The organism is Elizabethkingia sp. YR214, assembly GCF_003058195.1.
GTDB lineage: Bacteria > Bacteroidota > Bacteroidia > Flavobacteriales > Weeksellaceae > Elizabethkingia.
This window is the reverse complement of record NZ_QBUH01000002.1, coordinates 450,964-474,018: the sequence shown is the minus strand read 5'-3', so window position 1 is coordinate 474,018 and position 23,055 is coordinate 450,964. Positions and strand designations below refer to the sequence as shown.

Sequence of the window (23,055 nt, the reverse complement as noted above, 5' to 3'; positions counted from 1 at the left end):
TGCTATTTAATTAAGCTAAATGTTGGGTTCTGTAGTCTTCAATTTCGTCAACCGTTTTAATTAGTCCGTTTCCTAAAAGTCTGTATCCTTCATTTGTAATCAGGAAATCGTCTTCAACACGTACACCTCCGAAATTCCGGTACTCATTTACTTTATCGTAATTAATAAATTCAGCATTTTTATTTTCTGCCTGCCATATATTGATTAGTTCCGGGATCATATAGATGCCTGGTTCAACGGTTAATACAAATCCGGTTTCCAGTGTTTTACCTAAACGTAGAGATTTAAGTCCAAAAGTTTTGGTGTCTTTCGGTTCTTCTTCGGTATAGCCGATATATTGTTCACCCAAATCCTCCATGTCGTGTACATCCAATCCCATCATATGTCCTAATCCGCATTGGAAGAATAAAGTATGGGCATGATTTTTTACAGCTTCTTCAGGATTTCCTTTCATTAATCCTAAATCAATAAGGCCTTCTACCAGATATTGAGAAGCTTTCAGGTGAATATCTTTAAACTTAACTCCGGGCTTTAATAGTTGTTGTGCATTGTTAAAAGCATTCAAAACTATTTCATACATCTCTTTTTGCTTAGCTGTAAAGTTGTTGTCTACCGGAAATGTTCTGGTAAGGTCGCCAGCGTACCCCATTGAAGTTTCTGCACCGGAATCATTGAGGAAAAGATCACCACTCTTTAGAGTATTCAGACGATAATGGTTATGAAGTATACCTCCGTTTATTGTCACAATTGGCGGGTAGGACATTTGGCATTCCTTATTTGCAGCAAGATGCTGAATTGCATTGGCAATTTCATATTCTTTGACACCTGGTCTGGCAATACGCATTGCCAACAAATGCATTTCATTGGATACATTTATGGCCTCTTCTATTTGTGCAATTTCTTGCTGTTCTTTTATAGAACGTTGTTTTACAATTGCCTTAATCAGATCAACAGATGGTTGTAATTCTACAATTTTAATTCCAAGAAGATCACCTAGCAAAATTTTATTAGAAGACTGATATGGCGGAAGGTAATGTACTTTTCTTCCTAAAGCCTGAGCCTTTTGTACATATTTATAAAGCTCTGCATATGGAAGAGTTTCTTGTACATCAGATTTCAAACTCTTTTCTTTCAGCGTTTCTTGCCTGCCCATCCATACGATATCGTCTATGCTAAGTTCATCTCCGAAGATAATAGTTTTATTTTCGTCTATATCAATAATAGCTGCAATCCTGGGTTCCTGAATGCCAAAGTAATATAAGAATGTACTATCCTGGCGGAAGTAATAAGGATTGTGTTCAAAATTTACAGGGTTTTCTATGTTCCCTAAAAATAGTAAGATTCCGTTAGCAACATTGTCTTTCAATACGGTTCTTCTATTCTGGTAAGTTTGTGGTGAAAACATATTATGAATATTGGTTGTTTAAAGGTTTAAAGTTACGATTTTATAATGTTTACAAGGTATTGTTTATGAAAAATAAACCGCTTGTAAAGATTGGATTTTAATATGACATTCAATGTTTATATTTTGCTTAAATTCGGCAGTATTTTAACACCTTATCTAAAGTTTAGTTTTTTGTATGAAAAGTCTTCAGTTCTCTGTACCTGCCAATACCAATAAAAGTATTAGTATTCAGGAAGATATAATGACTCATTTTTATCCTTATTTTCATCGTCACGATGAAACACAGATTATGTGGATTGTAAAAGGACACGGGACATTAGCCATTGAACAAAATCTACTCAGCTTTAAAGAAGGAGATATCTTTTATCTGGGAGCTAATCAGGCTCATGTTTTTAAAGCCGATTTTAAGAAAAATGAAAAACACAAAGTACATGCGGTATCTATTTTTTTTGATCCCTATAAAAAGATTTCCGGAATTTTTAATTTACCCGAATTTGAAGAATTAAAGGATTTTATATCCGGTTCCGAAGTGGGCTTCCAGGTAGCACAAGAACTAAAAGCCAATATAAGTGACAAAATAAAAGAATTGCAAAAGATGCAGGGTGTTGAACAGATTATGTGCTTTATAAAAATTCTGAATGATCTTATGCTGAACAAAGCGCTTCATATTCCGTTGTCTGCTGGTAAGAATTTTTCAGGTCATATTTCCGATAACGATAAGAGAATCATAGATGCTCAGAGTTATATCAGGAAAAACTTTGCCCAGCAAAAGCTTACTTTGGATGATATTGCAGAACAGGCCTGCCTTACACCACAGGCATTTTGCAGATCTTTTAAAAAACGGACAGGTATTACTTATATCCAATATCTTAATGAGCTGCGTGTACAACGTGCCTGTAAATTACTTACATCTTCAGGAATGAATAGTATTTATTCTATTGCATTCAATAGTGGATTTAATAGTTTAACCAATTTTAATCGTGTATTCCGTACAATTATGAAATATTCACCTAAAGAATATTTAAAGAGGTATAAAGAGACTATAACTGATTGAAAATTATACAGGTGTTAAAATATGGTTAGAATCTATTAAAATATTAACATTTAGGGATTTTAAATTCTATTAGTTTTGGAAAAATAAATATTTGATATGAGTACAAAACTTAACTGGGAAGGAATTTACCCAGCTGTGTTAACTCCTTTTACAAAGGAAGGTGAAATAGATTTTGAGATGTTTGCTAAAAATACTGAGGCTCAGATTAAAGCCGGTGTACACGGTATTATCCTTGCCGGTACATTAGGAGAAGCCAGTGTACTGGAAACGGAAGAAAAATTTGAGCTTCTGAAATATGCTAAAAAAATCACGGCCGGAAGAATTCCGGTTATTCTTAACCTTGCAGAAAATACAACAAAAAGCGCGATTAGCTATGCAAAAAAAGCTAAAGAATTAGGTGCTGACGGATTGATGCTGCTTCCGCCTATGCGTTATAAAGCAGATAATTATGAAGTAACAGAGTATTTTAAATCCGTAGCATCTGCCACAGATCTTCCAATCCTTATTTATAATAATCCTGTAGATTACGGTATTTATGTTACCCTGGAAATGTTTGAAGAGCTAGTAGCCTGCCCTACTATTCAGGCTGTTAAAGAATCGACAAGAGATTTGGCAAATGTTACCAGAATGATTAACCGATTTGATAATAGAATTAAAATACTGGGAGGTGTGGATACAATCTGTCTGGAAACTTTAATGCTGGGCGCAGATGGTTTGGTAGCAGGACTTGTAGATGCTTTTCCAAATGAAACTATGGCAATGTATAATCATGTTAAATCCGGAAATTATGATAAAGCTGTCGCTATTTATCGTTGGTTTATGCCTTTACTGGAACTGGATATACACCCTAAACTTATTCAGTATATCAAACTTGCAGCCGCTGCCGAAGGAATTAGTAATCCTTATGTAAGAGCTCCGAGACTTGAACTACAAGGAGAAGAAGCTGGCAGAATTAATAAAATAATTACTGATGGTATAATAAATCGCCCTGTATTAGATTAATCTCAAACATAAATCTATGATTAAAGAAACGTCCTCCCAGAGTATTGATGAGAGAATTTTACTGGCCACAGAAGCTTATCAGTTTCTGAAGGATACAACTATAAAAGATCGGGAAATCTTTATGAATGCTGTAGCCGATAAAATAGAAGCTTTAAATGAAGTTTTGCTAGCGACAGCGCATGCCGAAACATCTTTACCATTTGCCAGACTAACCGGAGAGAAAGCCAGAACTATTGGACAATGGAGAAGTTATGCTAAAGCTGTAGCAAAAGGTATTTATACGGAGGCCAGAATAGATTTACCACAACCGAACCAGGTAAAAGCCGATTTACGTAAATATAATATAGGTCTTGGTCCTGTTGTAGTTTTTGGAGCCAGTAATTTCCCTTTTGCTTTTTCAACAGCCGGAGGTGATACAGCCAGTGCTATTGGAGCTGGTTGTCCAGTGATTGTTAAAGCACATCCTGCACACTCTGAAACCTCACAAATAATGGCAGATGCAATAACTGAAGTTGTAAAAGAATTCGGCTGGCCGGAAGGAGTATTCAGTCACGTCACCGGAAAATCTAATGATACAGGTATTTATTTAGTTCAGCATAAAGAAGTAAAAGCTGTGGCATTTACAGGCTCATTTGTTGGTGGAAAAGCATTACTTGATCTTGCCAATCAGCGCGAAGAACCTATTCCTGTATTTGCTGAAATGGGCAGTATCAATCCTGTTTTTGCATTTCAGAATCAATTAGACTCTAAAGCAGAAGAATTGGCAAAGGAATATGCTATTTCTTTAACTTTAGGTGTTGGACAATTTTGTACCAATCCGGGAGTTTTTATTGTACAAAATGGATCAGGGTTAGAACGCTTTAAAGCAACATTACAAAATGAAATTCCAAATATAGTTCCTGTCAATATGCTGCATAAAGGGATTTTTGAAAGTTTTGAAAGCAATAAAAAAAGAGTTTGTTCCCAGTCCGATATTGCTATTGTTTCGGAAGTTAATAATGATATTAATCAATGGGAAGGACGTTCTATAGTTATTGAAACAACTGCAGCAAGCTTTATTAAAAATAAAATTCTGAGCGAAGAAGTATTTGGGCCGTTTGGGATTATTGTCAAGTGTGAAAACAGAGAAGAAATACTTCAGATTGCAAAACAGTTAAAAGGCCAGCTAACGGCTACTATTGCTGCAACAAATGAAGATATACGTGAGAATATTGATATAATAAATGTTGTAAAAGACAAATGTGGAAGGCTTTTGTTCAATGGGATGCCAACCGGTGTAGAAGTCGTTTATGCAATGCAGCATGGCGGCCCATACCCCTCTACTACTGATGCCCGTTTTACATCTGTAGGACCCGATGCTGTAAAACGATTTCTTAGACCAATAGCCTTCCAAAACTGGCCGGATGAATTTTTACCGGAGGAGCTGAAAAATGAAAATCCTTTGCAGATTAATAGAATTGTGGATGGTGAGACAAATTTAGGATCATTAAAAATTTAAAACGATGAACAGAACATTTTTTTGTATAGATTCCCATACCTGTGGCTGTCCTGTGCGGCTTGTTGCAGGCGGTGGTCCTGTTTTAAAAGGAAATTCCATGATGGAACGCAGGCTTCATTTTATGAAAGAATATGATTGGATCCGAAAGGGACTTATGTTTGAACCTCGCGGGCATGATATGATGAGTGGCAGTATACTCTACCCGCCTATAGATGATGCTAATGATACCGGGGTATTGTATATCGAGACCAGTGGCTGTCTGCCTATGTGTGGACATGGAACCATTGGTACTGTAACTATTGCTATAGAAGAAGGTTTGGTAATTCCGAAAATGCCGGGTAAACTGCGGTTAGAAACACCAGCAGGCTTGGTTCTTATCGACTATATACAGGAAGGAAAGAAAGTGAAGTCTGTAAAGCTGACAAATGTAAAATCTTTTCTATACGCAGAAGATCTGGTAGTTGAATGTCCGGATTTGGGATCGATAAAAGTTGATGTCGCCTATGGTGGTAATTTTTACGGAATTATTGATCCACAGGAAAATTTTAAAGACATCTCGGATTTCACTGCGAGCCAGTTAATCCATTATGGAAAGCTGATTAGAAAATTGTTAAATGAGAAATACAGTTTTATACATCCTGAGGATGAAAATATAAATGGCTTGAGTCATATTCAGTGGACAGGAAATCCTACAGATCCTAAAGCCAGTGGCAGAAATGCTGTTTTGGTCGGTGAAAATGCATTAGACCGCTCCCCTTGTGGTACCGGGACGTCTGCAAGAATGGCTCAGTGGTATGCTAAAGGCAAATTGAAAGAAGGTGAAGAGTTTATCCATGAAAGCTATATTGGTTCTCAATTTGTTGGAAGAATTGAAGGAACAACAACTATAAATGGGAAACCTGCTATTATCCCTTCAGTTGAAGGATGGGCAAGAATTACAGGTTATAATCATATCATTATCGACGATGAAGATCCTTACTGGCTAGGATTCCAGGTTATGTAATTATAACGTATATGACAGAAAATAAAGGAAAGGCACTTGTTATAGGTGCAGGAATCGCAGGACTAAGTTCCGCTTATTATTTGTTACAGAAAGGCTGGCAGGTAGAGATATTGGAACAAAATGATTTGTCTAATAATTGTTCATATGGGAATGCAGGGATGCTTGTTCCTAGTCATTTTACACCATTGGCTGCTCCTGGCGTTATTGCACAGGGAATCCGCTGGATGTTCAATAGCAAGAGTCCATTTTATGTAAAACCTACAATAAGCAGCAAGCTTATTTCCTGGGGGTTACAATTCTTAAAACATTCTAATCAGAAACATGTAGATGCTTCTGCAGCTGCAATCAGAGATCTTAATCTGGCCAGTAGTGCATTGTATAATGAATTGGCAAAGACAGATGGTTTTAATTTTGAACTGAATCAGAATGGTATTCTGATGCTCTATAAAACTGAAAAAGTTGCTGAGGAAGAAGCCGAGTTGGCTCATGCTGCCAGAGAGTTGGGTTTAGAAATAGAAATTCTGGATCAAAAAGAAATTCAGGAATTGGAGCCCAACATTAATTTGGATGTTATAGGTGGGGTAAATTACAAATGCGACGGACATTTAAATCCAATGAAGCTAATGTCACAGTTGATTTCTTATCTTAAGAATAAAGATGTTGTTTTTCATACCCAACATCGTGTTTCAGGGTTTGAAATATCCGGAAATAAGATAAATGCTGTCATTGCTAATGGAATAAAGTTTACAGGAGATCAGATTATCATGACAGGTGGCTCATTTCTTCCTGAGTTAGCTCAAAAAGCCGGGATCAAAATTCAGTTAATGCCTGGAAAAGGCTATTCTTTCATTCATACTCCAGATGATCCGAAAAGCAAACTAGAGCATGCTGCATTATTACTGGAAGCAAGAGTTGCCGTAACACCTATGGGTGGAAAGATACGTTTCGGTGGTACAATGGAACTTGCACAACATCAGCATAAAATTAATATGAACCGGGTTGAGGGTATTGTGGCATCTATTCCAAAGTATATGCCCGATTTCAATGTGGCTCTTCCAAAAGAATCAGATATCTGGTATGGCTACAGACCATGTGCTCCGGATGGACTACCCTATTTGGGAGCTTCTTCTAAATTGAAAAATCTTATAATTGCAGGCGGTGGCGGAATGATGGGATTAAGTTTGGGACCTGTATTCGGAAGAACCATTTCTGAAATTGCTAATGGAGATAAGCTATCTGTTGATATTGATATTTTTAGGCCTGAAAGATTCAGTTGAATGTAAGAATATTATAAATAAAAATCCGGCCTGTAAGCCGGATTATTTTCTAATTGAGTTTTAGTTCAATCGGATTATTTTCTCTCTTTAGTTTTTCTTTTGCTGTTTTTTCAATCTGTCGGATCATATCATTTGGATCTGTAACGTCTTTACCATTTACATTAAATTTCATCTTTACACCAGGTCTGTTAAGGATTTCCCGCATGCTCTGTCCTGGATCTTTTTTATACTGATCCATAAGCTTAACATACTGTGATTGGGAAATATCCAGAGGCTTATTTCTCAATATAGATAATTCGGGTGAACTACTGGCAGTGAGCTGTTCGTCCGTCATTTTTTTTACTCCCTTCAATTCCATATTGTGGGTTTTATCCGCGCTTTCAATTTTCACAATCAAACCAGGAAGTCCACGGAATTTGTATGGCCCATCCTGAAAAGGGATATCGGTGGTAAACCATACAATCCATTTCCTCCCGGCAAAGTTTGTTTCCGCTTTTTGAGCATTGAATTCACCTATTTTCTGCTGGTCTTTTAATATTTTCCACTCTATTTTACGGTCGTCCAGAACTTTATATCTTGACATTCCTCCAACTGCTCCGACATTGGTTAGAAGATAAGTCTTGTAATCCGGATAGCTCTTTTCTACAGAGAAATTAACACTTCCCTTGTAACCTGATTTCATCTGAATATTGGAAGCGCCTGTTTTCATTTGTTTTTCGACTTCGGCTTTTATAATGCTGTCATTTTCATACTTGGCCTTACTATAAAATTTAGAACCTGATTTACTTATATCAAGAATCATATGTTCAGTTGTTAATGAATCTTTTCGGGTAGAATCAATTGCATATTTATATTCATAGGTAAACCTTTGGGCTACTATATTTGTATAGAATGCTATAGAAAAGATGAAAAGAAATAATAATTTTTTCATACAGAATATTTATAATTGTTGTTCTATAAGGTTGTTTTCATTTTTTATTTGTTCTTTGGCTGTTTTTTCCATCTGCTTTAGAATTTCGGCATTGTCACTAATAATACGTCCATCTATATTAATGCTTACTTTCATGTTCGGTTTGTTCATCATTTCGCGATAGCCTTGCACAGGGTCGTTTTTGTACTGTTCTATGAGTCTTTTATACTGACTTTGATTCACAGGTAATCTCTTGCCCATTTTTTCTTTATAAGCAATTGCGTCTGTTTCTTCTTTTGTCAACTCTCGTTCAGGAATTTTCTTTACCGCCTTTAGCTCCATTATATGGGTGTGCTTTGAATCCTCAATTTTTACAATAAGTCCAGGAAGTCCATGAAATTTATAAGGGCCGTCCTGAAACGGAATTTCAGTAGTGAACCATGCTGTCCATTTTCTTCCGGCAAAAGTTGTCTCAGCTTTCTGAGTATCGAACTCTCCTATTTTTTGCTTATCCGATAATATTTTCCAGCTAAGTTTACGATCGTCTAAAACTTTATAATCTGTATTTCCAATACCCATTCCTACAGAGGTGTTGAATCCAATTTTAAAATCCGGGTAGCTTTTTTCTATAATATAATCTATACCACCTTCACCAAAGCTTTTGCTCACAGAAATACTACCAGGGTTCATTTTCATTTGCTTAATGATTGCAATAGTCTGAATAGAATCAGAATCAAATTGTTTCTTGCTATAATACTTTGAGCCAGTTTTCAAAACATCCAGAAACATATATTCAGATTTCAAAGAATCTTTTTTCAAAGAGTCATTGGTAAATTTATATTCATAAATAAACCGCTGAACCTGCCCTTGTACAGTTAATACAATAAGCAAGCAAAAAATTGATATTGCATTTTTCATAATTACTTTAATAAATCCAATTCTAGAATATTATTGTCCTTTTTCAGCCTTTCCAAATCTTGTTGCTCACGCTCTTTCATTATTTTATTCATGTCTATAGGATTACCACTGGAATCTCTTATAACTTGATTCGAAATAGTAGCCATTCTTTGCTTAAACTCTGCTGTAGGATCTTTTCGATACATTTTGTAGATTTTCACATACTGGGGATAAGGTACATCTACAGCTTTCTGGAATAAAGTCAATTCTTCATTGAAAGGAGTTACCAATTTACTTACCTCTTTCAGTTCAAATACATGAGACTTGCTTGTATCTTCAATTTTCACAATAAAACCAGGAAGCCCATGGAATTTATATGGACCATCCTGAAACGGAATTTCAGTGGTAAACCATGCTGTCCACTTTCTTCCGGCAAAGGTAGTCTCAGTCTTTTGTGTCTCATAGTTTCCTATTTTTTGTTTGTCCGGCAATATTTTCCAATCGAGTTTACGATCATCGATAATCTTTAAAGCTTTTCCTGTTGTAGAACTTTCCTGTGTGATCTTAAAATCAGGATAGGTTTTAAATATTCTATCTCTGAATTTCCCTTTTCGCATATTAGTTTTAACATTGATGCTACCTGTTGCTTTAAGCTGTCTTTCCAGATCTGCTTTCGCCAAAGAATCGCTTTTGTAAACTTCATAACTATAAAACAGTGAACCTTTTGGAGTAACTTCCAGATGGGTGATTTCGGATTTAATATCTCTTACATTAGTAGAATCTGATATAAACTTGTATTCATATACAAATTTCTGATTCTGCGCATATAGTATACCATATCCGGCAAGGAATAAGTAGAGAATTTTCTTCATATTATTTTAATATTACTGCGTTATTCTTTTCAATTGGATTGTAGCTGTCACGCATTGTTTTTTGTGAATTTTCGGTTGCTTCTTTTAGATCGGCTTTTGTCTTATACTCTTTATCTCCTATTTTTATACTCCATCTGCCCTCAGGTGCCGACCTGGCCCATGCAAAAGGATCATTGTAATAGTCTAGAAATAATTTTTTATACATGACCATAGATATTTTTGTGGGTGTTTGGCCATAATAGGTTTCTAAAAAATTCTCGGTAGACTGAGTTTTGCTGAAATTTTTATTTTTCACTAATTTATAATGAAAATGCTCTTCATTGTCTGATATTTCGAAAATTAATCCGGGTAAACCTCTGAACTTGTAAGGACCTTCATTAATCTGAATATCCGGAGCAAACCAAGCTGTCCATTTCCTTCCACCAAAATCAGTTGTTGCTTTTTGGACTTTATATTGATCTATTTGTTTAGTCTCATTTTTTAAAGTCCATTGTATAGGATCTTCTGAAGGAAAAACAAAATAGTCACTGACTCTATAAAAATTAGTGTTATTAAAAGAATTTGTATCTCTCTTTAATAATTGTTTGGTTTCGCTGCCTCTATAATGTCTTATTGCATCCGGAAGCTGATTTAAAGAATCCGTTTCCAGAAACCCATATTCATAGAATTTAACATCCTTAGGATTAATATCCAGTACCATATTGATATTTCGCTTACTATTCTTAGTAACATTATCTGTATAGGTAAGCTGGTAGATATATCGTCGGGTCTGAGAGTGCATAAAAATGCTAATGCACAATAAAAAAGTAATTGTGAATTTCATGGCTTTGGTGTTTGAAAAAAGGCTGCTTATGCAGCCTTTCTACTATGATTTTTTCTGAATTTTTATAATGCTTTTTTTGCCGGTACTTTTTGTAATGCTTACGCTTTGTATATCTTTTGGATTGATATCTTTCATAGCATCATAATCCACTTTTACTCCATCTACATAAACTTCGGTATCTTTTCCAAAGGAAGATATTTTCAAAGATGGCTTACCAACATCGTCTCCTGTTGTGGAATATGTTGAAGTAAAGCTATAACTTTTAGGTTCATTACCAGCTACTGCCATAACAAAAGGTGAGTCTGTTTTTGCAGAGATATTTATGGCAGTACCAAACTTCGAAGAATTGCTAAAGTTTTTCTTTACATTTTCAAGAATCTTCTGAATATCTTCATCCTTCATGTTTTTATCTTTCAAACTATTCTTTAACTCTTCTAAAACTTTATTTTGTTTTTCTTTCGTCATAAATGTTCCGGAAAAGTCTACATTTTTAAAGCTGTCCTTAAACTTACTACTCCAGTTTTGGGCAGCCAATCTGCTTTCTTCCATCATTTTTTTATATTCCGGAGAGTTAAGGTATTCACGAGCTTTTTCTGCCTGCTTTCTTCCGTCTTCAGCTGCCTTTCTAGCGTTCTCCATTATCTGCTTATATTCGGCAGAGTTCATGTAATTCCTAGCTTTTTCTGATTCTCTCCTGGCATTTTCCATTATTTGCTTATATTCGGCAGAGTTAAGATAGGCTCTTGCTTTTTCAGCTTCTTGTCTTCCTATATCAGCAGCTTTACGGGAATCTTCAATTATCTTTTTGTACTCATCAGAATTAAGATAAGCTCTTGCTTTCTCTGCGGCTTTTCTGCCTTCTTCACCGGCTTTTTTAGCATCAGCTATTATTTTCTTATAATCGGCAGAATTAATATAATCTTTTGCTTTCTGAGCTTCTTTCATAGCTTTATTAAAATCCCTTTTCTGTTCAGCTGTCATATCTTCATAACGAACATAGTTACCATTATAAATAATACTTCGTTGATTATTTTGGAATCTTTTATTATTTTTCTCAAAACGTTTTGAAGACTCTGCAAAACGTCTGTCGCTTTCAGCAATTTTTCTCTTATCATCTGCAGACAGATCTTTTGAATTTAGATCATAAGCATCAAAAATTGTAGTACTTGAACCAGAATTTCCAGAATGATTGTAAGCATAGCGGGCATTTTTGTTTTGGTGATAGAATTCGGTAAACTCGGATTTGGTAACTGCTTTACCATTGATTTTGAAAATTGAATTATCAGAAGCCTGCTCTATTTTTGTTAAAAGAGAACCTCTGTTATTATTTTCTTTAATCTGGATGTGAACATTCTTATTATTCCCTGATCCGATAGTGTCTTGTTGAAGTGCATTAATAGCTACAGCGATCTCACGGTTGGTTTTGGCAATTTCTTTATTTTTAGCCGTAACTAAATAGGTGAATGAAATTCCGAATAAAACCGGAAGTGCCATTACCCTGCGCGCATAACTAAATTTGGTGTAATGAGGTTTAGTGATCATTTGTAATCTTTTTTTGAGGTTAGAGGATAAGAATGGACTTGTTGCAGGTAAAGGTGTTCCGGAAAATTTACTTGCTAAAAGCATCTGCGCAAATGCCTTTGTGTCATTCTGTTTTACTGCCTTTTTATCGGCAAGATATTCGTGGATTAAGAATAGCTCTTTCTTAAGCCAGTAAAAAATTGGATTGAACCAGAATACGGCCTGTACAAATTCTATAAATAACTTGTCCCAGCTGTGTTTCTGTTCTATATGTACCATTTCATGTTTCAGTATTTGTTTTCCAAGGTCCGAATCTATTTCAATAGATTTTTTCCAAAAAAGGTTTTTGAAAAATGAAAACGGAGCATCATGCAGGTCTGTAATATAGAAGCGAACGCCTTTTAGTTCTTTTCCGTGATACTGATTTTTCATTCGATTGATCTTATAAATGCCAATCAGTAATCTTATAAAGAGAACTATAGATACTACTAATAAGATGAAAAGTGCGATGCTTTTCCAATCAAAACCAGCAGTTGCCTGGTTTCCTGTTTGTAAACTGAAACTTTGGAGAAGAAGAAATATCCTGTTGTCAGTTTCTATAGTGAAGTATTCTACCTTTAATAATGGTAAAAATAAACTTATCACTATTGTTGCTAAAAGGTAAAACCTGTTATAGTGATGGAAGGTTTTATCTTTTAAGAAAAGCAGATAATAACTCCACATAATAGCAGAGCATAACAGCATTTTTCCAAGGTATAGTAGTATTTCCATTATTCTTTATCTTTAAGTTCCTGTAAAAGCATTTCCAGATCTTCTACGCTCATTTCATTTTTTTCTACCAAAAATGAAACTACATTACGGTAAGATCCGTCAAAATAATTTTTCATCAATCCCTTTAATGACTTTCCGCTATAGGCTTCTTTAGAAACTAATGGAAAGTATTCGTGCTGACGACCATGTAAGGTATAGTCTACAAATCCTTTTTCTATAAGAATTTTGATAAGTGTGGAAACAGTATTGGTGTGCGGCTTAGGCTCAGGAAACAAATCCAGAATATCCTTCAGGAATGCTTTTTTTTGTTGCCACATATACTGCATAATCTGTTCTTCTGCTTTTGTAAGACTTTTATTTTTCATAGGGATTACTTTATAACTAAAAACTTAGTATAACAAATGTAAATAAATTTTTGATTCGATCAACTAAAATTTTAGTAGTATTTAAAATTTATGATTTTTTAACATAAAATAGTTAATATATCTATAAAGAATATCTAATATTTTGTTAATTTCGTTAACTCAAATCCAAATCAATTGAAGAATACTTTATTTATCTCTGGACTGCTAATGATTTTACTTACATCAGGTTTAGCTTTGGGATTTTCTACAACCATCAGAATGAATATGATCGTAGGCGGGATTATTCCTGTTGTGCTTATGCTTAATGTTTTATATTCTGTAATAAAAGCTATTAAAGTAAAAGCTAAAGCGAAATAGTAATACTTTAATTTTAGCATTAAAATAGTACAGGCTTCTTAATTCACTATGGAGCTCTGTAATTCTTTCTATTTTTAACTTTCAATTTAATCTGCTTTAATTCACTTATTCTATACAGATAACAGTTAATAGTTTCATCTATACTGATTTATAGCTTTTCCATAGTATCACTTTTGTCGATATATAATTAAAAAGTCAGGATCTAAAACCCTGACTTTTGTTAAAAATAAAGTGTAATTATGAAGAAAAAATTATTGTAACCACCATGGTGTCTGGAAAATATCATCTTTCCCGCCATACTGAGAGCTGATCGCTGCATTCAGATTTTGTGAATTAGTATTGTATTCATCCTGAGGATATCTGAATCTTTTGGGGAATACACCACCGCTAACGATTGGTAATTTTGGATATCCTGTACGAAGTGCATCATAATAACCAGTCCACTGACTCTGATGGAACATCGTCATATATTTCTGGGTAAGAATTCTTTCCATTTGTTTATCAGTACTTTCACCTGTATTATAGGCAACAGGTGTACTGTTTAAATAATTGGTAATATCAAAACCTGCAAATAGCTTATCCGAATCTTTTACATTGGCTTTATAAAAGTCGAAGCTGGCCTTAACTGCGTTTTCATAGTATTGCTTTGCTCCACTTTGATTAATCCATCCTCTTACTGCAGCTTCTGCCAAAATAAAGTTTAGCTCCGAATAGCTCAGAATGTTACTTGGCTCATTTATCGGATCCAGATAGAAACGTGTTTTTACTTTCGAGATAATCTTCTGGTCTATTAGTTTTGCATTATCTGAATAAGGTGAAATAGGATTTCCGCCCTGATATGCATTATAATCCGTCAGCGCGAGATTTTTTTCTTTTGCAGAAGTAGTTTGCTCTGCAAATGTGAAGATTCTTGGATCCTTTCTGTCCTTGAAATACTGAATAAATGTATCGGACATATATAAGCTGGAACCATAAGAACTGCTGTTGAAAGTTGGATAACGGCTGTTTGCTAAATCAAAGAAAGTCAATTGTCCATTATCACTATTTGATTCCATTAATCTTTCAGAATTTACAATACTTGCAAATTCACTTTTAATATCAATATTTCCTGCTTTAGCTTTTTTAGAAAGTGTAATAAGGATTTTTAAACGAAATGAGTTGATTAACTTTTTCCACCTTTCGATGTTTCCGTTATAAACAATGTCTCCACCAATTTTATCATTGGTATTGATTAATGAATTAGCTTCCTTCAACTCAGCAAGGATTCCAGCGAAGACATCTTCCTGTTTGTCGTACTTCGGTAATCTTATATTGTCAGTCTCTCCTTTTAAAGCCTCAGAATATGGAATATCTCCTACCCTCATACTAAGGTTATAGAAATGAAGGGCGCGGAAAAATTTACCAATAGCCTGATAGTTTTTATTATTGCTTTTTGCAGCTTCCTCCATCATTTTTACATCATTCAGCAAAATGTTTTTGTAGGCATCAAAAGAAGCATTATTCCATTTTAGATATTGATAGTCATTCTCTTCTCCAGTATTCACAAGCATTCTCAAAGCTGAGTTAGAGCTATTGTCAACCGGGAAAGATTGCCTCGTTACATTCGTAAGCAATACACTAGGATCTACATTCGCAGGATCCTTAGGGTTCTCATTAATTTTTGTTAAGTCAGATTCACAAGAACTCAGCATTAAAAAAGGTACTGCAAGAACTGATATAATATATTTTTTCATTGTTTTTTAGAATTTTAAGTTAAAACCAACACCAAACCATCTGCTTGCAGGATCCTGAATATCATTAGATGAATTAGAATTTCTGCCTGAACCAATACCAGTTCCTCCAATCTTATAATCAGGATCGGAATAAAGGTTTTTAGATTTCTTCCACATCGCCAGATTGTATCCGGATAAGTTTACAGTAAGTCCTTTCACAAAGCCTTTAGGATTTAGTATTGATGTAAAATCATATTCTAACACTACAGAACGAAGTTTGATGAATGATCTGTCGAAAACATTTGCATATTCTTTGCTCTCGCTTTCTGTTACCATTGCACGGTATGGGTAGTTCTGCGCCCAATCCTGGAAGCTTATTGCTTTTGTATGTGGTGTATAAGTATTAGTTGTCGGATTGTAATTAACTCCGTTTGGTACAAATGTATATTTACCCTGATCGTATTCTGCATCCCTATATTGTACAGAATTTGGATGCTTACCTCCCCACCACATTTTCTCTACAACTACAGATTCCATCACACCACCAAAGCTACCATCAATACCTACAGTTAAGCTAAGGTTTTTGTATTTGAAAGTGTTGGTAAAACCAAATGTCCAGTCCGGATTAAAATGTCCAAGATAAGAAGGAGCATCGGCTCTTGTTGGAAGGCCTGTATTAGCATCTAAAATAAGCGCTCCGTTAGCATTCTTTTTCCAGGTATAACCGTAGAAACTGTCAGTACGTTCGTTAAGCTTAATGTTATTATAGTTATCTCTTCCCTGATAGATTTCGGTAATTTTCTGAACCGATTTGCTCCAGTTAAGCAAAGATTTCCATTGGAAATTACTATTCTTAATAGGTATAAGGCTTAAAGAGATATCTACCCCATTTGTAGTATACTTATTTCCGTTTACCACTTCTGTAGCAAAACCAGATGTCTGTGAACCCGGGAATCTTAGAATATTGTTATAGTCCAGTGTATTGTAATATGCTACATCCAGGCTAATTCTGTTATTCAGCATACCAATATTCAAACCGGCTTCATAAGATCTTGTTTTTTCAGGGCCTATATTTCCTTCTTTGTTTAGTACCGATGAATAAGTATAGTAAGGGTTTCCATTAAAGGTATTTCCGCCATTGTTCAGATAATAATTTCTGATCGCATAAGGGTCGAAGTCATATGCAATCTGTGCCCAGGAACCATAAAGTTTTACAATATCAAAAGCCTTTGGCATTGGGATTATATTATTAAGTAATAAGCTGAAGGAAGCAGACGGATAGAAATAAGATCTGTTACTTTTTGGTAATGTGGATGACCAGTCATTTCTTCCTGAAACATTCACAAATAAAGTCTTATAGAACTCTAAATCGACAGTACCGTAAGCACTATAAATTAATTTTTCGTTGATATTATAGTCACGCGTTAAAGGCTTTATCGAGTTATCAAAAGAATATACTCCAGGAACTTTTAGCCCGTCAACTGATGTTATATCATCTTTATATTTATAATAGAATCCTGATCCTCCGGCATTAACTGTTAAGTTGATATTGTCAGTGATAGCCTTATTATATGTAGCAAGGACATCGTAGTTCAGGTTTATAGTTTTAGAGTTTGTTACTCTGTAACGGCCATTTCTTGGAGCATCGTAATTGAAATAAGAATATGGACTCTTTAATTCATTTTTAGTATCGTTCTCTACATAGGATATTTTACCTTTCACTGTAAAATCATCGGATGCTTCATAAGTTAATCCTGTCTGGGCACTATAGACATCTGTAGCAACACTGTTTTTAAAATTTTTAGCACCAAACCATGGATTGTTGTACCATGCGTAGTTCCAGTTTGCCTGTTGATAGCCTTCTCTACCCTTTACCCAAAGATTATTTTTAAGGTCTCTTCCGTCTACATCACCACCCATCCAGATAAGTATGGTATACATATGTCCGCTTGGATCATAATTGTAGTTAGGCATACTTGGTGTAGTCGTCCTGTTGTAAGCTAATTTTGTATTAAAACTTAACTTGTCCGTGATGTATGTATTACTGGAAAAGTTGGCTCCATATTTTCTAAGATAAGACTCAGGAATTCTGTCATCAAAATTCATGAAGTTTCCGGAAAGTCTGTAGGTATCTTTATTATGCTTATAATTGACTGCGAAGTTCGTATTATTGATAAACGAAGGTGTCATAAACGTATTCAGATTATCATGGTAGGTCCAGTCTGTAGGTACTCTTTCGTATCTTGATTTATCATTATACGGAGTGTTGGCAACATTACCATACCACGGAATTACCTGGCCAGTTTGCTTGTCTAGTATTGGGCTGTTCCACTGTGCAAGCTTTCTTCCGGGAACAAATTTTGGACCCCAGATCATATCTCCGTCATTGATACCACCATCGGCACCATCCCAGAATTCATACTTACCGTGAGAACCGTTTCCGTACTCTGTTTGTGTTTTAGGAAGGTTGGTAAAGCCAGCTGTAAACATCGTATTCTGACCAAATTCAACTGTAAAACCACTTTTCTTAGCACTTTTGGTGGTTACCAAAATAGCTCCATATCTTCCTCTGGAACCATATAATGCAGAAGCTGTGGCTCCTTTTAGTACGTTAATATTCTCGATGTTAGAAGGATCCAGTGCCTGGAACGTTTTATCGTCTACAATAACGCCATCTATTACAATAATAACGTTAGAGTTTCCACGCAATGTAAAAGTTGGTTTTTGCTGCATTCCCGGAGGGTTGGAAACATTAAGCCCGGCAACCTGCCCTGCAAAAAGATTTCCTACACTGGGTGTAGTTACAGTTTCGAACTGTTTGGTATTGATCTCCTGAGTGGAATAACCAATTTTCTTAGCTTTCTTACCAATTCCCAAGGCGGTAATTACAACTCCTTCGATGTTCTTCTCTTTCTGTTTCAGTGTATCTTTTTTACTAACTTCCTGTGCGTAAGGTAAAAATGGTAGTAATACAACTGAAGCAGATAATAATACTCGTTTCATTCAGTTTTTTTGCAAAAGTATCCCTCGTATTTTAAGTTAACATTAACACCTGTTTAGCATTTCATTAACTTTATGTTTGATAAATAATGTAAAAACGAAGCTTTAGAAAATATAAAATTTCCTACGCTCTCTATATTAAATTTCATTAAAACAGTATCGGTTGATAAAGTTTTTGGGAGAAGTTGAATCATAATATAATGTAGGATTATCAGCTTTCTTCAGGTATTACAAATGACTGATTTTCTTTCTGTATACGGATTAAGAATACAGACTTTATTATAATAGTTTGTATTTCGATATTTATGATTAATTTTACCTCCCTTTATTTGTAACGAATGAAACAAGATTTAAACATTCAATTTGAAGTTTATAAAAACATATCGGAATTAGACGATACTGAAAAGAAGCTATTCGAAACAGCTTCTGAAATCCGTAAAACAGCTTATGCTCCATACTCGGAGTTTTTTGTAGGATGTGCAATCCTTCTTGAAAATGGCGAAATTATTGTCGGTAACAATCAGGAAAATGCAGCATATCCTTCAGGATTATGTGCTGAAAGAACTGCCATATACTGGCTGGCAGCAAACCATCCCGGACAGGAAATTAAAAAGATATTTGTAGTTGGTGGCCCCAAAAATGAAGTAGCCGATAATAATATTCCGATTCCACCATGTGGTTCATGCAGACAATCTATATTAGAGTATGAGAGCAAGCAAAGCTCCCCTATTGAAATTTATTTTGCGTCTACACAAGGAAAAACAGTTAAATGCTACAGTGTAAAAGATTTGCTGCCTTTTTCTTTCGACAAAAATTATTTATAACTTTCTTATATTTGCAAAAATTTCAGGTTCGGCATTGTCCGATGAAAAGGGAATCTGGTGCAACACCAGAGCTGTCCCCGCAACTGTAGATCACTAAAGTATTTCTGTACAAAGCCACTGTAATTACGGGAAGGCACAGAAATGTGAAAGCCAGGAGACCTGCCTGAAACAATAATTATTAATTAACAACTTTCGGAGGAAAAGCTTGAATTATAATCTGCCCTAGATACTCAGGGTTGTTTATTCTTATTTCTCCGAATACAGTATTAGCTAAATTTTATTAATGAATAAAAAACTATTTGTAATCGGAGCACTCCTTCTTGTTGGTTCCGGATTATACGCTCAGGAAGAAAAAAGTGGTCAGATTGAAGAGGTAACTATTGCTTCTAAAACACCACAAAAACTTTATAAAACGGGCAAAAATGTAACCCTTATTTCAGCTAAAGATCTGGAAAAGTATAAAGGACAAAACCTTAGTGATGTATTGGATCAGGTTGCGGGATTCCAGATTACAGGTAATTTCAACAATGCAACCGAACCTAAACTAATGAAGATTAGAGGCGGAAAAAGTGCTAATGTAGTTATATTATTGGACGGTGTTCCGTTAAGAGATGTAACAGGTAATGACTATACTGCAGCAGACCTTCGTTTACTGGCTTTGGAAAGTATTGAAAGTATTGAAGTATTGAATGGTGCTTCTTCTGTATTATATGGATCCAACGCTACTGTTTCGGTAATCAATGTAAAAACAAAAAAAGCATCACAAAAAGCTATTGAAGGAGCTCTTACTGCAAGAGCAGGTTCTTATGATACATACGCACAGGATGCAGCATTAAGAGGAAAGATTAATAAATTTAATTATCAGGTCAATGCCTTCAATGAAAAATCTCAAGGATTATCTTCAGCTAAAGGGGACAAAAATTTTGATAAAGATGGCTGGGAAAGACAAAATCTTTCTGCTGGTGTAGGTTACTCAGGGAACAATTTTGATGTTAACATCAATAGTGGCTGGAATCATAATCTTTATTTATATGATACAGGAGCTTTCACTGATGGCCAGAACCGTGGAAATGACAAACAATTCTATGTAGGAGGTAATGCTAACTATAGATATAATAATGGTAAAATTGTATTCAATACCCGTTATACAGATATAGACAGACTTGGGCAAAGTATGAAAGGTGCTTCTTATCAGGATCAGTTCTCTTACAATGGTAAAAACTTTATTGCAGAACTTTATAATAATTATAAAGTGAATGATTATTTCAACTTTACAGTTGGAGTACAGTATGAAGACCAGAAGATGAGTTCAAAATCTCTTCCATTTGGTAAAGATAACATGGAGGAAGTGCTTAAAAGTGGTGATACAAAGCTTCATAGTTTTGATGCCTACGCTAATTTTAATGCAAACTATAAAGGTTTTAACTTGGATGCAGGTGCCAGAATGACTGATAACTCTAAATTTGGAAATCACTGGGTTTATAGTGTAAATCCTTATTACATAAAAGAATTCAGCGATACTTATTTTAAGATTGGCTATTCCTTTGCTACAGCATTTATTGCACCTACTCTATACCAAAACTACGGATCACTTCCTTGGACTTTACCAAACCCTGATCTAAAGCCAGAAAGAAATCAGTCCCATGAAATCGATTTAAGTTTCGGAAAAAAAGACAGAAGCCTAAACTTTAATGTAAGCTTATTCCAGAGAAAAGAAAAAGATGCATTCGCTTATATATCTAATCCTGATTACACAGGGAGCTTCCAGAATATAGACGAGAATAAAGTAAAAGGATTTGAAGTTGGGTTCGACTATCAGATCATTGATATGGTTAAATTTGGAGGGAACTATAGCTTTGTAGAAAAGGACAAAGAGGCAACAATGCTGCGCCAGCCTAAACAAAGAGTTAATTCTTATGTAGAAGTGAAGCCTTTTGCATCAACAAGAATTACAGTTTCTCACCAGTTTGTAGGCAAGAGAAATGATGCATATTATGACTCTGCTTCATTTAGTACCAAAAATGTTAAAGTAGCAGATTTCAATTTGTTCAACCTGAATATCAACCAGAAGATCGTACATAATATTGATGCTTATCTTAATATCGGTAATCTTTTCAATAAAGATTATATAGATGTAATCGGTTATACAACCAAGAACAGAAATTATACATTAGGAGTCTCTTACAGATTCTAATAAAAGATACCAAATCATCTATCCTCGGCCGTGTATAAGTTCGCTTATCACGGCCCTTTTTATAACTGGATATTGTGATCGTTATTATTGGGGCCTGTTGAAGTTTGCAGAAACTGTTGCTGTTCTATTTGTGCTGCCAGCTCATCTCCTATCTTTTTGTCCATTTTCACCTTTTTTATTGCCAGATTAAGCTCGTTACCAAACAAAATAAGAATAATATTAAGATTTACCCAGATCATAACCAGGATTATGGATCCAATAGAACCATATAAGAAGTTATAACGGGCGATATCCCGTACATAAAAGGCAAAAACATAAGTAATAAAGCCAAATAGCAAAGTGCTGAAAATAGCCCCGGGAATAGCCTCTCTGAATCTTTTGATTTTTAGACAGCCTACCCAATAAAATAAAGCCAGCAAAATAAAATAGAATAAAGGGAATGAAATGAAACTGATTATTTTAGTTAGGTTGTTGACCAACCAGGAAATGCTGTTTACCGGATTAAACAACTTCATTACAACTTCTGCATAATAAATTCCCAAAAGAGACAAAACCGTAATACTTACAAAAGCAATAGTGATAAGCAGTGCAATACCATAATTTCGGAAGAAAGTACGTTTTACATCTGTATTCAGATTAAACCCCATAATCAGGGCGTGTGTTCCATTTGTGCCAAATATTAATGCCAGTATGATGGTTACAAAGTTACTGATGCCTTTAAGATTCGGAATCAGGGTATCCTGCAAATATTCGGTAACATATACTTTAATATCTGCTGGTAGTATATTGGCCAGCATAACATCGAATATGTAAAACTGGAGCTTGTCATAATGCGGTAGATACGGAAGAATTGAAAGCAGAAATAATAAAAATGGAAACAAGCTTAGGAAAAAAGCCCACGAAATTGCTGCTGCCTGTCTGATAACAGGGTTTTTAAAAATACCTTCTCCGTAGATTTCAAACATCTTCAGCAATGAAATTCCCAGCATAGGAAGGTGTATGCTGTCCAGAAAATCACGAAATCTAATGATAAGTTGAGGCATTTTTAAAGGCATTCATCTATATTTGCAAAAGCAAAGATACTAAAATGCGTATAAGTCTGATATGTATTGGCAAAACCGATGATGCTGAAATTAAGAAACTCATTGCTTATTACATTCCGCGTCTTCCGAAACATTTCAATTTTGAATTTATTGAGATACCGGACGTTAAAAATGCCAAAAACCTTACTGATATTCAGTTAAAAAAAGAAGAAGCTAAGCTATTTCTTAATTATCTAGATAATACAGATACTGTTGTGTTATTAGATGAGAAGGGAAAACAGTTTACATCCCGTGAATTTGCATCCAAAATAGATAATTGGATGAATATGTCTACCCGACATCTTGCATTTCTTGTAGGAGGAGCTTATGGGTTTTCTGAAGACATCTATAGCAGAGCTCAGGAAAAAATTTCATTGTCAAAAATGACATTCACCCATCAGATGATTCGGTTGTTTTTTGTAGAACAAATTTATCGTGCTTCTACCATTCTTCAGGGGAAACCCTATCATAACGATTAATAATCTTTA

At 35.0% G+C, this 23,055-nt stretch carries 19 protein-coding genes and 1 riboswitch; of the genes, 9 read left to right on the top strand and 10 right to left on the bottom strand.

The features are described 5' to 3' along the window. Positions 1-10: 10 nt before the first annotated feature. Positions 11-1,405: an aminopeptidase P family protein gene (locus C8J95_RS05345; RefSeq protein WP_107809327.1), complete on the bottom strand. Its 1,395-nt coding sequence runs from the start codon at positions 1,403-1,405 to the stop codon at positions 11-13. A 175-nt stretch (positions 1,406-1,580) separates the two neighbouring features. On the opposite strand from C8J95_RS05345, the gene C8J95_RS05340 reads away from it, so the two are divergent. The 5 genes from C8J95_RS05340 to C8J95_RS05320 all read left to right on the top strand — a co-directional run bounded on the left by C8J95_RS05340 (position 1,581) and on the right by C8J95_RS05320 (position 7,239). Beyond that, the gene (locus C8J95_RS05340; protein WP_107809326.1) at positions 1,581-2,459 is read left to right on the top strand and encodes an AraC family transcriptional regulator; all 879 of its coding nucleotides are present in this window, start codon (positions 1,581-1,583) and stop codon (positions 2,457-2,459) included. A gap of 96 nt (positions 2,460-2,555) precedes the next feature. After that, positions 2,556-3,461: a dihydrodipicolinate synthase family protein gene (locus C8J95_RS05335; protein ID WP_107809325.1), complete on the top strand. Its 906-nt coding sequence runs from the start codon at positions 2,556-2,558 to the stop codon at positions 3,459-3,461. 16 nt (positions 3,462-3,477) lie between these two features. Next, on the top strand, positions 3,478-4,959 hold the full coding sequence (locus tag C8J95_RS05330) for an aldehyde dehydrogenase (NADP(+)) (protein ID WP_107809324.1): 1,482 nt from the start codon (positions 3,478-3,480) through the stop codon (positions 4,957-4,959). Positions 4,960-4,963: 4 nt separating this feature from the next. Continuing rightward, complete coding sequence (locus C8J95_RS05325) at positions 4,964-5,962, top strand: 4-hydroxyproline epimerase (protein WP_107809323.1); 999 nt, start codon at positions 4,964-4,966, stop codon at positions 5,960-5,962. 11 nt (positions 5,963-5,973) lie between these two features. Next, entirely contained in the window at positions 5,974-7,239 is a 1,266-nt protein-coding gene (locus tag C8J95_RS05320; RefSeq protein WP_107809322.1) for an FAD-binding oxidoreductase, read from the top strand. 49 nt (positions 7,240-7,288) lie between these two features. Here the strand turns inward: C8J95_RS05320 and C8J95_RS05315 are convergent, their stop codons facing one another. From C8J95_RS05315 to C8J95_RS05290, 6 genes are read right to left on the bottom strand one after another with little or no spacing between them, the layout of a single operon-like run. Next, the gene (locus C8J95_RS05315) at positions 7,289-8,170 is read right to left on the bottom strand and encodes a GLPGLI family protein (RefSeq protein ID WP_107809321.1); all 882 of its coding nucleotides are present in this window, start codon (positions 8,168-8,170) and stop codon (positions 7,289-7,291) included. A gap of 9 nt (positions 8,171-8,179) precedes the next feature. Continuing rightward, entirely contained in the window at positions 8,180-9,067 is an 888-nt protein-coding gene (locus tag C8J95_RS05310; RefSeq protein WP_107809320.1) for a GLPGLI family protein, read from the bottom strand. Between the two features lie 2 nt (positions 9,068-9,069). Next, entirely contained in the window at positions 9,070-9,918 is an 849-nt protein-coding gene (locus C8J95_RS05305) for a GLPGLI family protein (RefSeq protein ID WP_107809319.1), read from the bottom strand. Between the two features lies 1 nt (position 9,919). Next, positions 9,920-10,741, bottom strand: a complete 822-nt coding sequence (locus tag C8J95_RS05300; RefSeq protein WP_107809318.1) for a GLPGLI family protein — start codon at positions 10,739-10,741, stop codon at positions 9,920-9,922. Between the two features lie 42 nt (positions 10,742-10,783). Then, positions 10,784-13,033 (bottom strand): M56 family metallopeptidase, encoded by a 2,250-nt coding sequence (locus tag C8J95_RS05295; protein ID WP_107809317.1) that lies wholly within the window; start codon positions 13,031-13,033, stop codon positions 10,784-10,786. Then, positions 13,033-13,398 carry a BlaI/MecI/CopY family transcriptional regulator gene (locus C8J95_RS05290; protein WP_107809316.1) on the bottom strand — a complete coding sequence of 122 codons (366 nt, stop codon included), beginning with the start codon at positions 13,396-13,398 and terminating at the stop codon, positions 13,033-13,035. The genes C8J95_RS05295 and C8J95_RS05290 overlap by 1 nt, the downstream gene beginning before the upstream one ends. Before the next feature lie 174 nt (positions 13,399-13,572). On the opposite strand from C8J95_RS05290, the gene C8J95_RS18655 reads away from it, so the two are divergent. Then, the gene (locus C8J95_RS18655) at positions 13,573-13,755 is read left to right on the top strand and encodes a hypothetical protein (protein WP_158267952.1); all 183 of its coding nucleotides are present in this window, start codon (positions 13,573-13,575) and stop codon (positions 13,753-13,755) included. 251 nt (positions 13,756-14,006) lie between these two features. Here the strand turns inward: C8J95_RS18655 and C8J95_RS05280 are convergent, their stop codons facing one another. Together C8J95_RS05280 and C8J95_RS05275 are read right to left on the bottom strand one after the other, a co-directional pair. Further along, the gene (locus tag C8J95_RS05280; protein ID WP_107809315.1) at positions 14,007-15,488 is read right to left on the bottom strand and encodes a SusD/RagB family nutrient-binding outer membrane lipoprotein; all 1,482 of its coding nucleotides are present in this window, start codon (positions 15,486-15,488) and stop codon (positions 14,007-14,009) included. A gap of 6 nt (positions 15,489-15,494) precedes the next feature. Then, a complete protein-coding gene (locus C8J95_RS05275; RefSeq protein WP_107809314.1) occupies positions 15,495-18,470 on the bottom strand; it encodes a TonB-dependent receptor plug domain-containing protein in 2,976 nt (991 codons plus the stop codon). Positions 18,471-18,805: 335 nt separating this feature from the next. Here C8J95_RS05275 and cdd point away from each other — a divergent pair, with 335 nt between their 5' ends. Together cdd and C8J95_RS05265 are read left to right on the top strand one after the other, a co-directional pair. Then, positions 18,806-19,291 carry a cytidine deaminase gene (cdd, locus tag C8J95_RS05270; RefSeq protein ID WP_059325438.1) on the top strand — a complete coding sequence of 162 codons (486 nt, stop codon included), beginning with the start codon at positions 18,806-18,808 and terminating at the stop codon, positions 19,289-19,291. A gap of 7 nt (positions 19,292-19,298) precedes the next feature. Next, positions 19,299-19,473, top strand: a riboswitch (cobalamin riboswitch). Positions 19,474-19,574: 101 nt separating this feature from the next. Then, on the top strand, positions 19,575-21,485 hold the full coding sequence (locus tag C8J95_RS05265) for a TonB-dependent siderophore receptor (RefSeq protein WP_107809313.1): 1,911 nt from the start codon (positions 19,575-19,577) through the stop codon (positions 21,483-21,485). A gap of 59 nt (positions 21,486-21,544) precedes the next feature. Here C8J95_RS05265 and C8J95_RS05260 read toward each other — a convergent pair whose 3' ends face one another. Continuing rightward, positions 21,545-22,540, bottom strand: coding sequence for a YihY/virulence factor BrkB family protein (locus C8J95_RS05260; protein WP_185124620.1), 996 nt, complete (start codon positions 22,538-22,540; stop codon positions 21,545-21,547). Between the two features lie 32 nt (positions 22,541-22,572). Between C8J95_RS05260 and rlmH the strand changes: the two genes are divergently transcribed. Continuing rightward, complete coding sequence (rlmH, locus tag C8J95_RS05255; protein ID WP_107809312.1) at positions 22,573-23,046, top strand: 23S rRNA (pseudouridine(1915)-N(3))-methyltransferase RlmH; 474 nt, start codon at positions 22,573-22,575, stop codon at positions 23,044-23,046. Positions 23,047-23,055 lie beyond the last annotated feature (9 nt).

Excerpts from the sequence above, each read along its gene's own strand:
- C8J95_RS05265 (WP_107809313.1), top strand. The coding sequence starts at position 19,575 with ATGAATAAAAAACTATTTGTAATCGGAGCACTCCTTCTTGTTGGTTCC.
- C8J95_RS05330 (WP_107809324.1), top strand. The coding sequence starts at position 3,478 with ATGATTAAAGAAACGTCCTCCCAGAGTATTGATGAGAGAATTTTACTG.
- C8J95_RS05345 (WP_107809327.1), bottom strand. The coding sequence starts at position 1,405 with ATGTTTTCACCACAAACTTACCAGAATAGAAGAACCGTATTGAAAGAC.
- C8J95_RS05290 (WP_107809316.1), bottom strand. The coding sequence starts at position 13,398 with ATGAAAAATAAAAGTCTTACAAAAGCAGAAGAACAGATTATGCAGTAT.
- cdd (WP_059325438.1), top strand. The coding sequence starts at position 18,806 with ATGAAACAAGATTTAAACATTCAATTTGAAGTTTATAAAAACATATCG.
- C8J95_RS05310 (WP_107809320.1), bottom strand. The coding sequence starts at position 9,067 with ATGAAAAATGCAATATCAATTTTTTGCTTGCTTATTGTATTAACTGTA.
- C8J95_RS05305 (WP_107809319.1), bottom strand. The coding sequence starts at position 9,918 with ATGAAGAAAATTCTCTACTTATTCCTTGCCGGATATGGTATACTATAT.
- C8J95_RS05335 (WP_107809325.1), top strand. The coding sequence starts at position 2,556 with ATGAGTACAAAACTTAACTGGGAAGGAATTTACCCAGCTGTGTTAACT.
- C8J95_RS05260 (WP_185124620.1), bottom strand. The coding sequence starts at position 22,540 with ATGCCTTTAAAAATGCCTCAACTTATCATTAGATTTCGTGATTTTCTG.
- C8J95_RS05295 (WP_107809317.1), bottom strand. The coding sequence starts at position 13,033 with ATGGAAATACTACTATACCTTGGAAAAATGCTGTTATGCTCTGCTATT.
- C8J95_RS05280 (WP_107809315.1), bottom strand. The coding sequence starts at position 15,488 with ATGAAAAAATATATTATATCAGTTCTTGCAGTACCTTTTTTAATGCTG.
- C8J95_RS05320 (WP_107809322.1), top strand. The coding sequence starts at position 5,974 with ATGACAGAAAATAAAGGAAAGGCACTTGTTATAGGTGCAGGAATCGCA.
- C8J95_RS05315 (WP_107809321.1), bottom strand. The coding sequence starts at position 8,170 with ATGAAAAAATTATTATTTCTTTTCATCTTTTCTATAGCATTCTATACA.
- C8J95_RS05325 (WP_107809323.1), top strand. The coding sequence starts at position 4,964 with ATGAACAGAACATTTTTTTGTATAGATTCCCATACCTGTGGCTGTCCT.
- C8J95_RS05340 (WP_107809326.1), top strand. The coding sequence starts at position 1,581 with ATGAAAAGTCTTCAGTTCTCTGTACCTGCCAATACCAATAAAAGTATT.
- rlmH (WP_107809312.1), top strand. The coding sequence starts at position 22,573 with ATGCGTATAAGTCTGATATGTATTGGCAAAACCGATGATGCTGAAATT.
- C8J95_RS05300 (WP_107809318.1), bottom strand. The coding sequence starts at position 10,741 with ATGAAATTCACAATTACTTTTTTATTGTGCATTAGCATTTTTATGCAC.
- C8J95_RS05275 (WP_107809314.1), bottom strand. The coding sequence starts at position 18,470 with ATGAAACGAGTATTATTATCTGCTTCAGTTGTATTACTACCATTTTTA.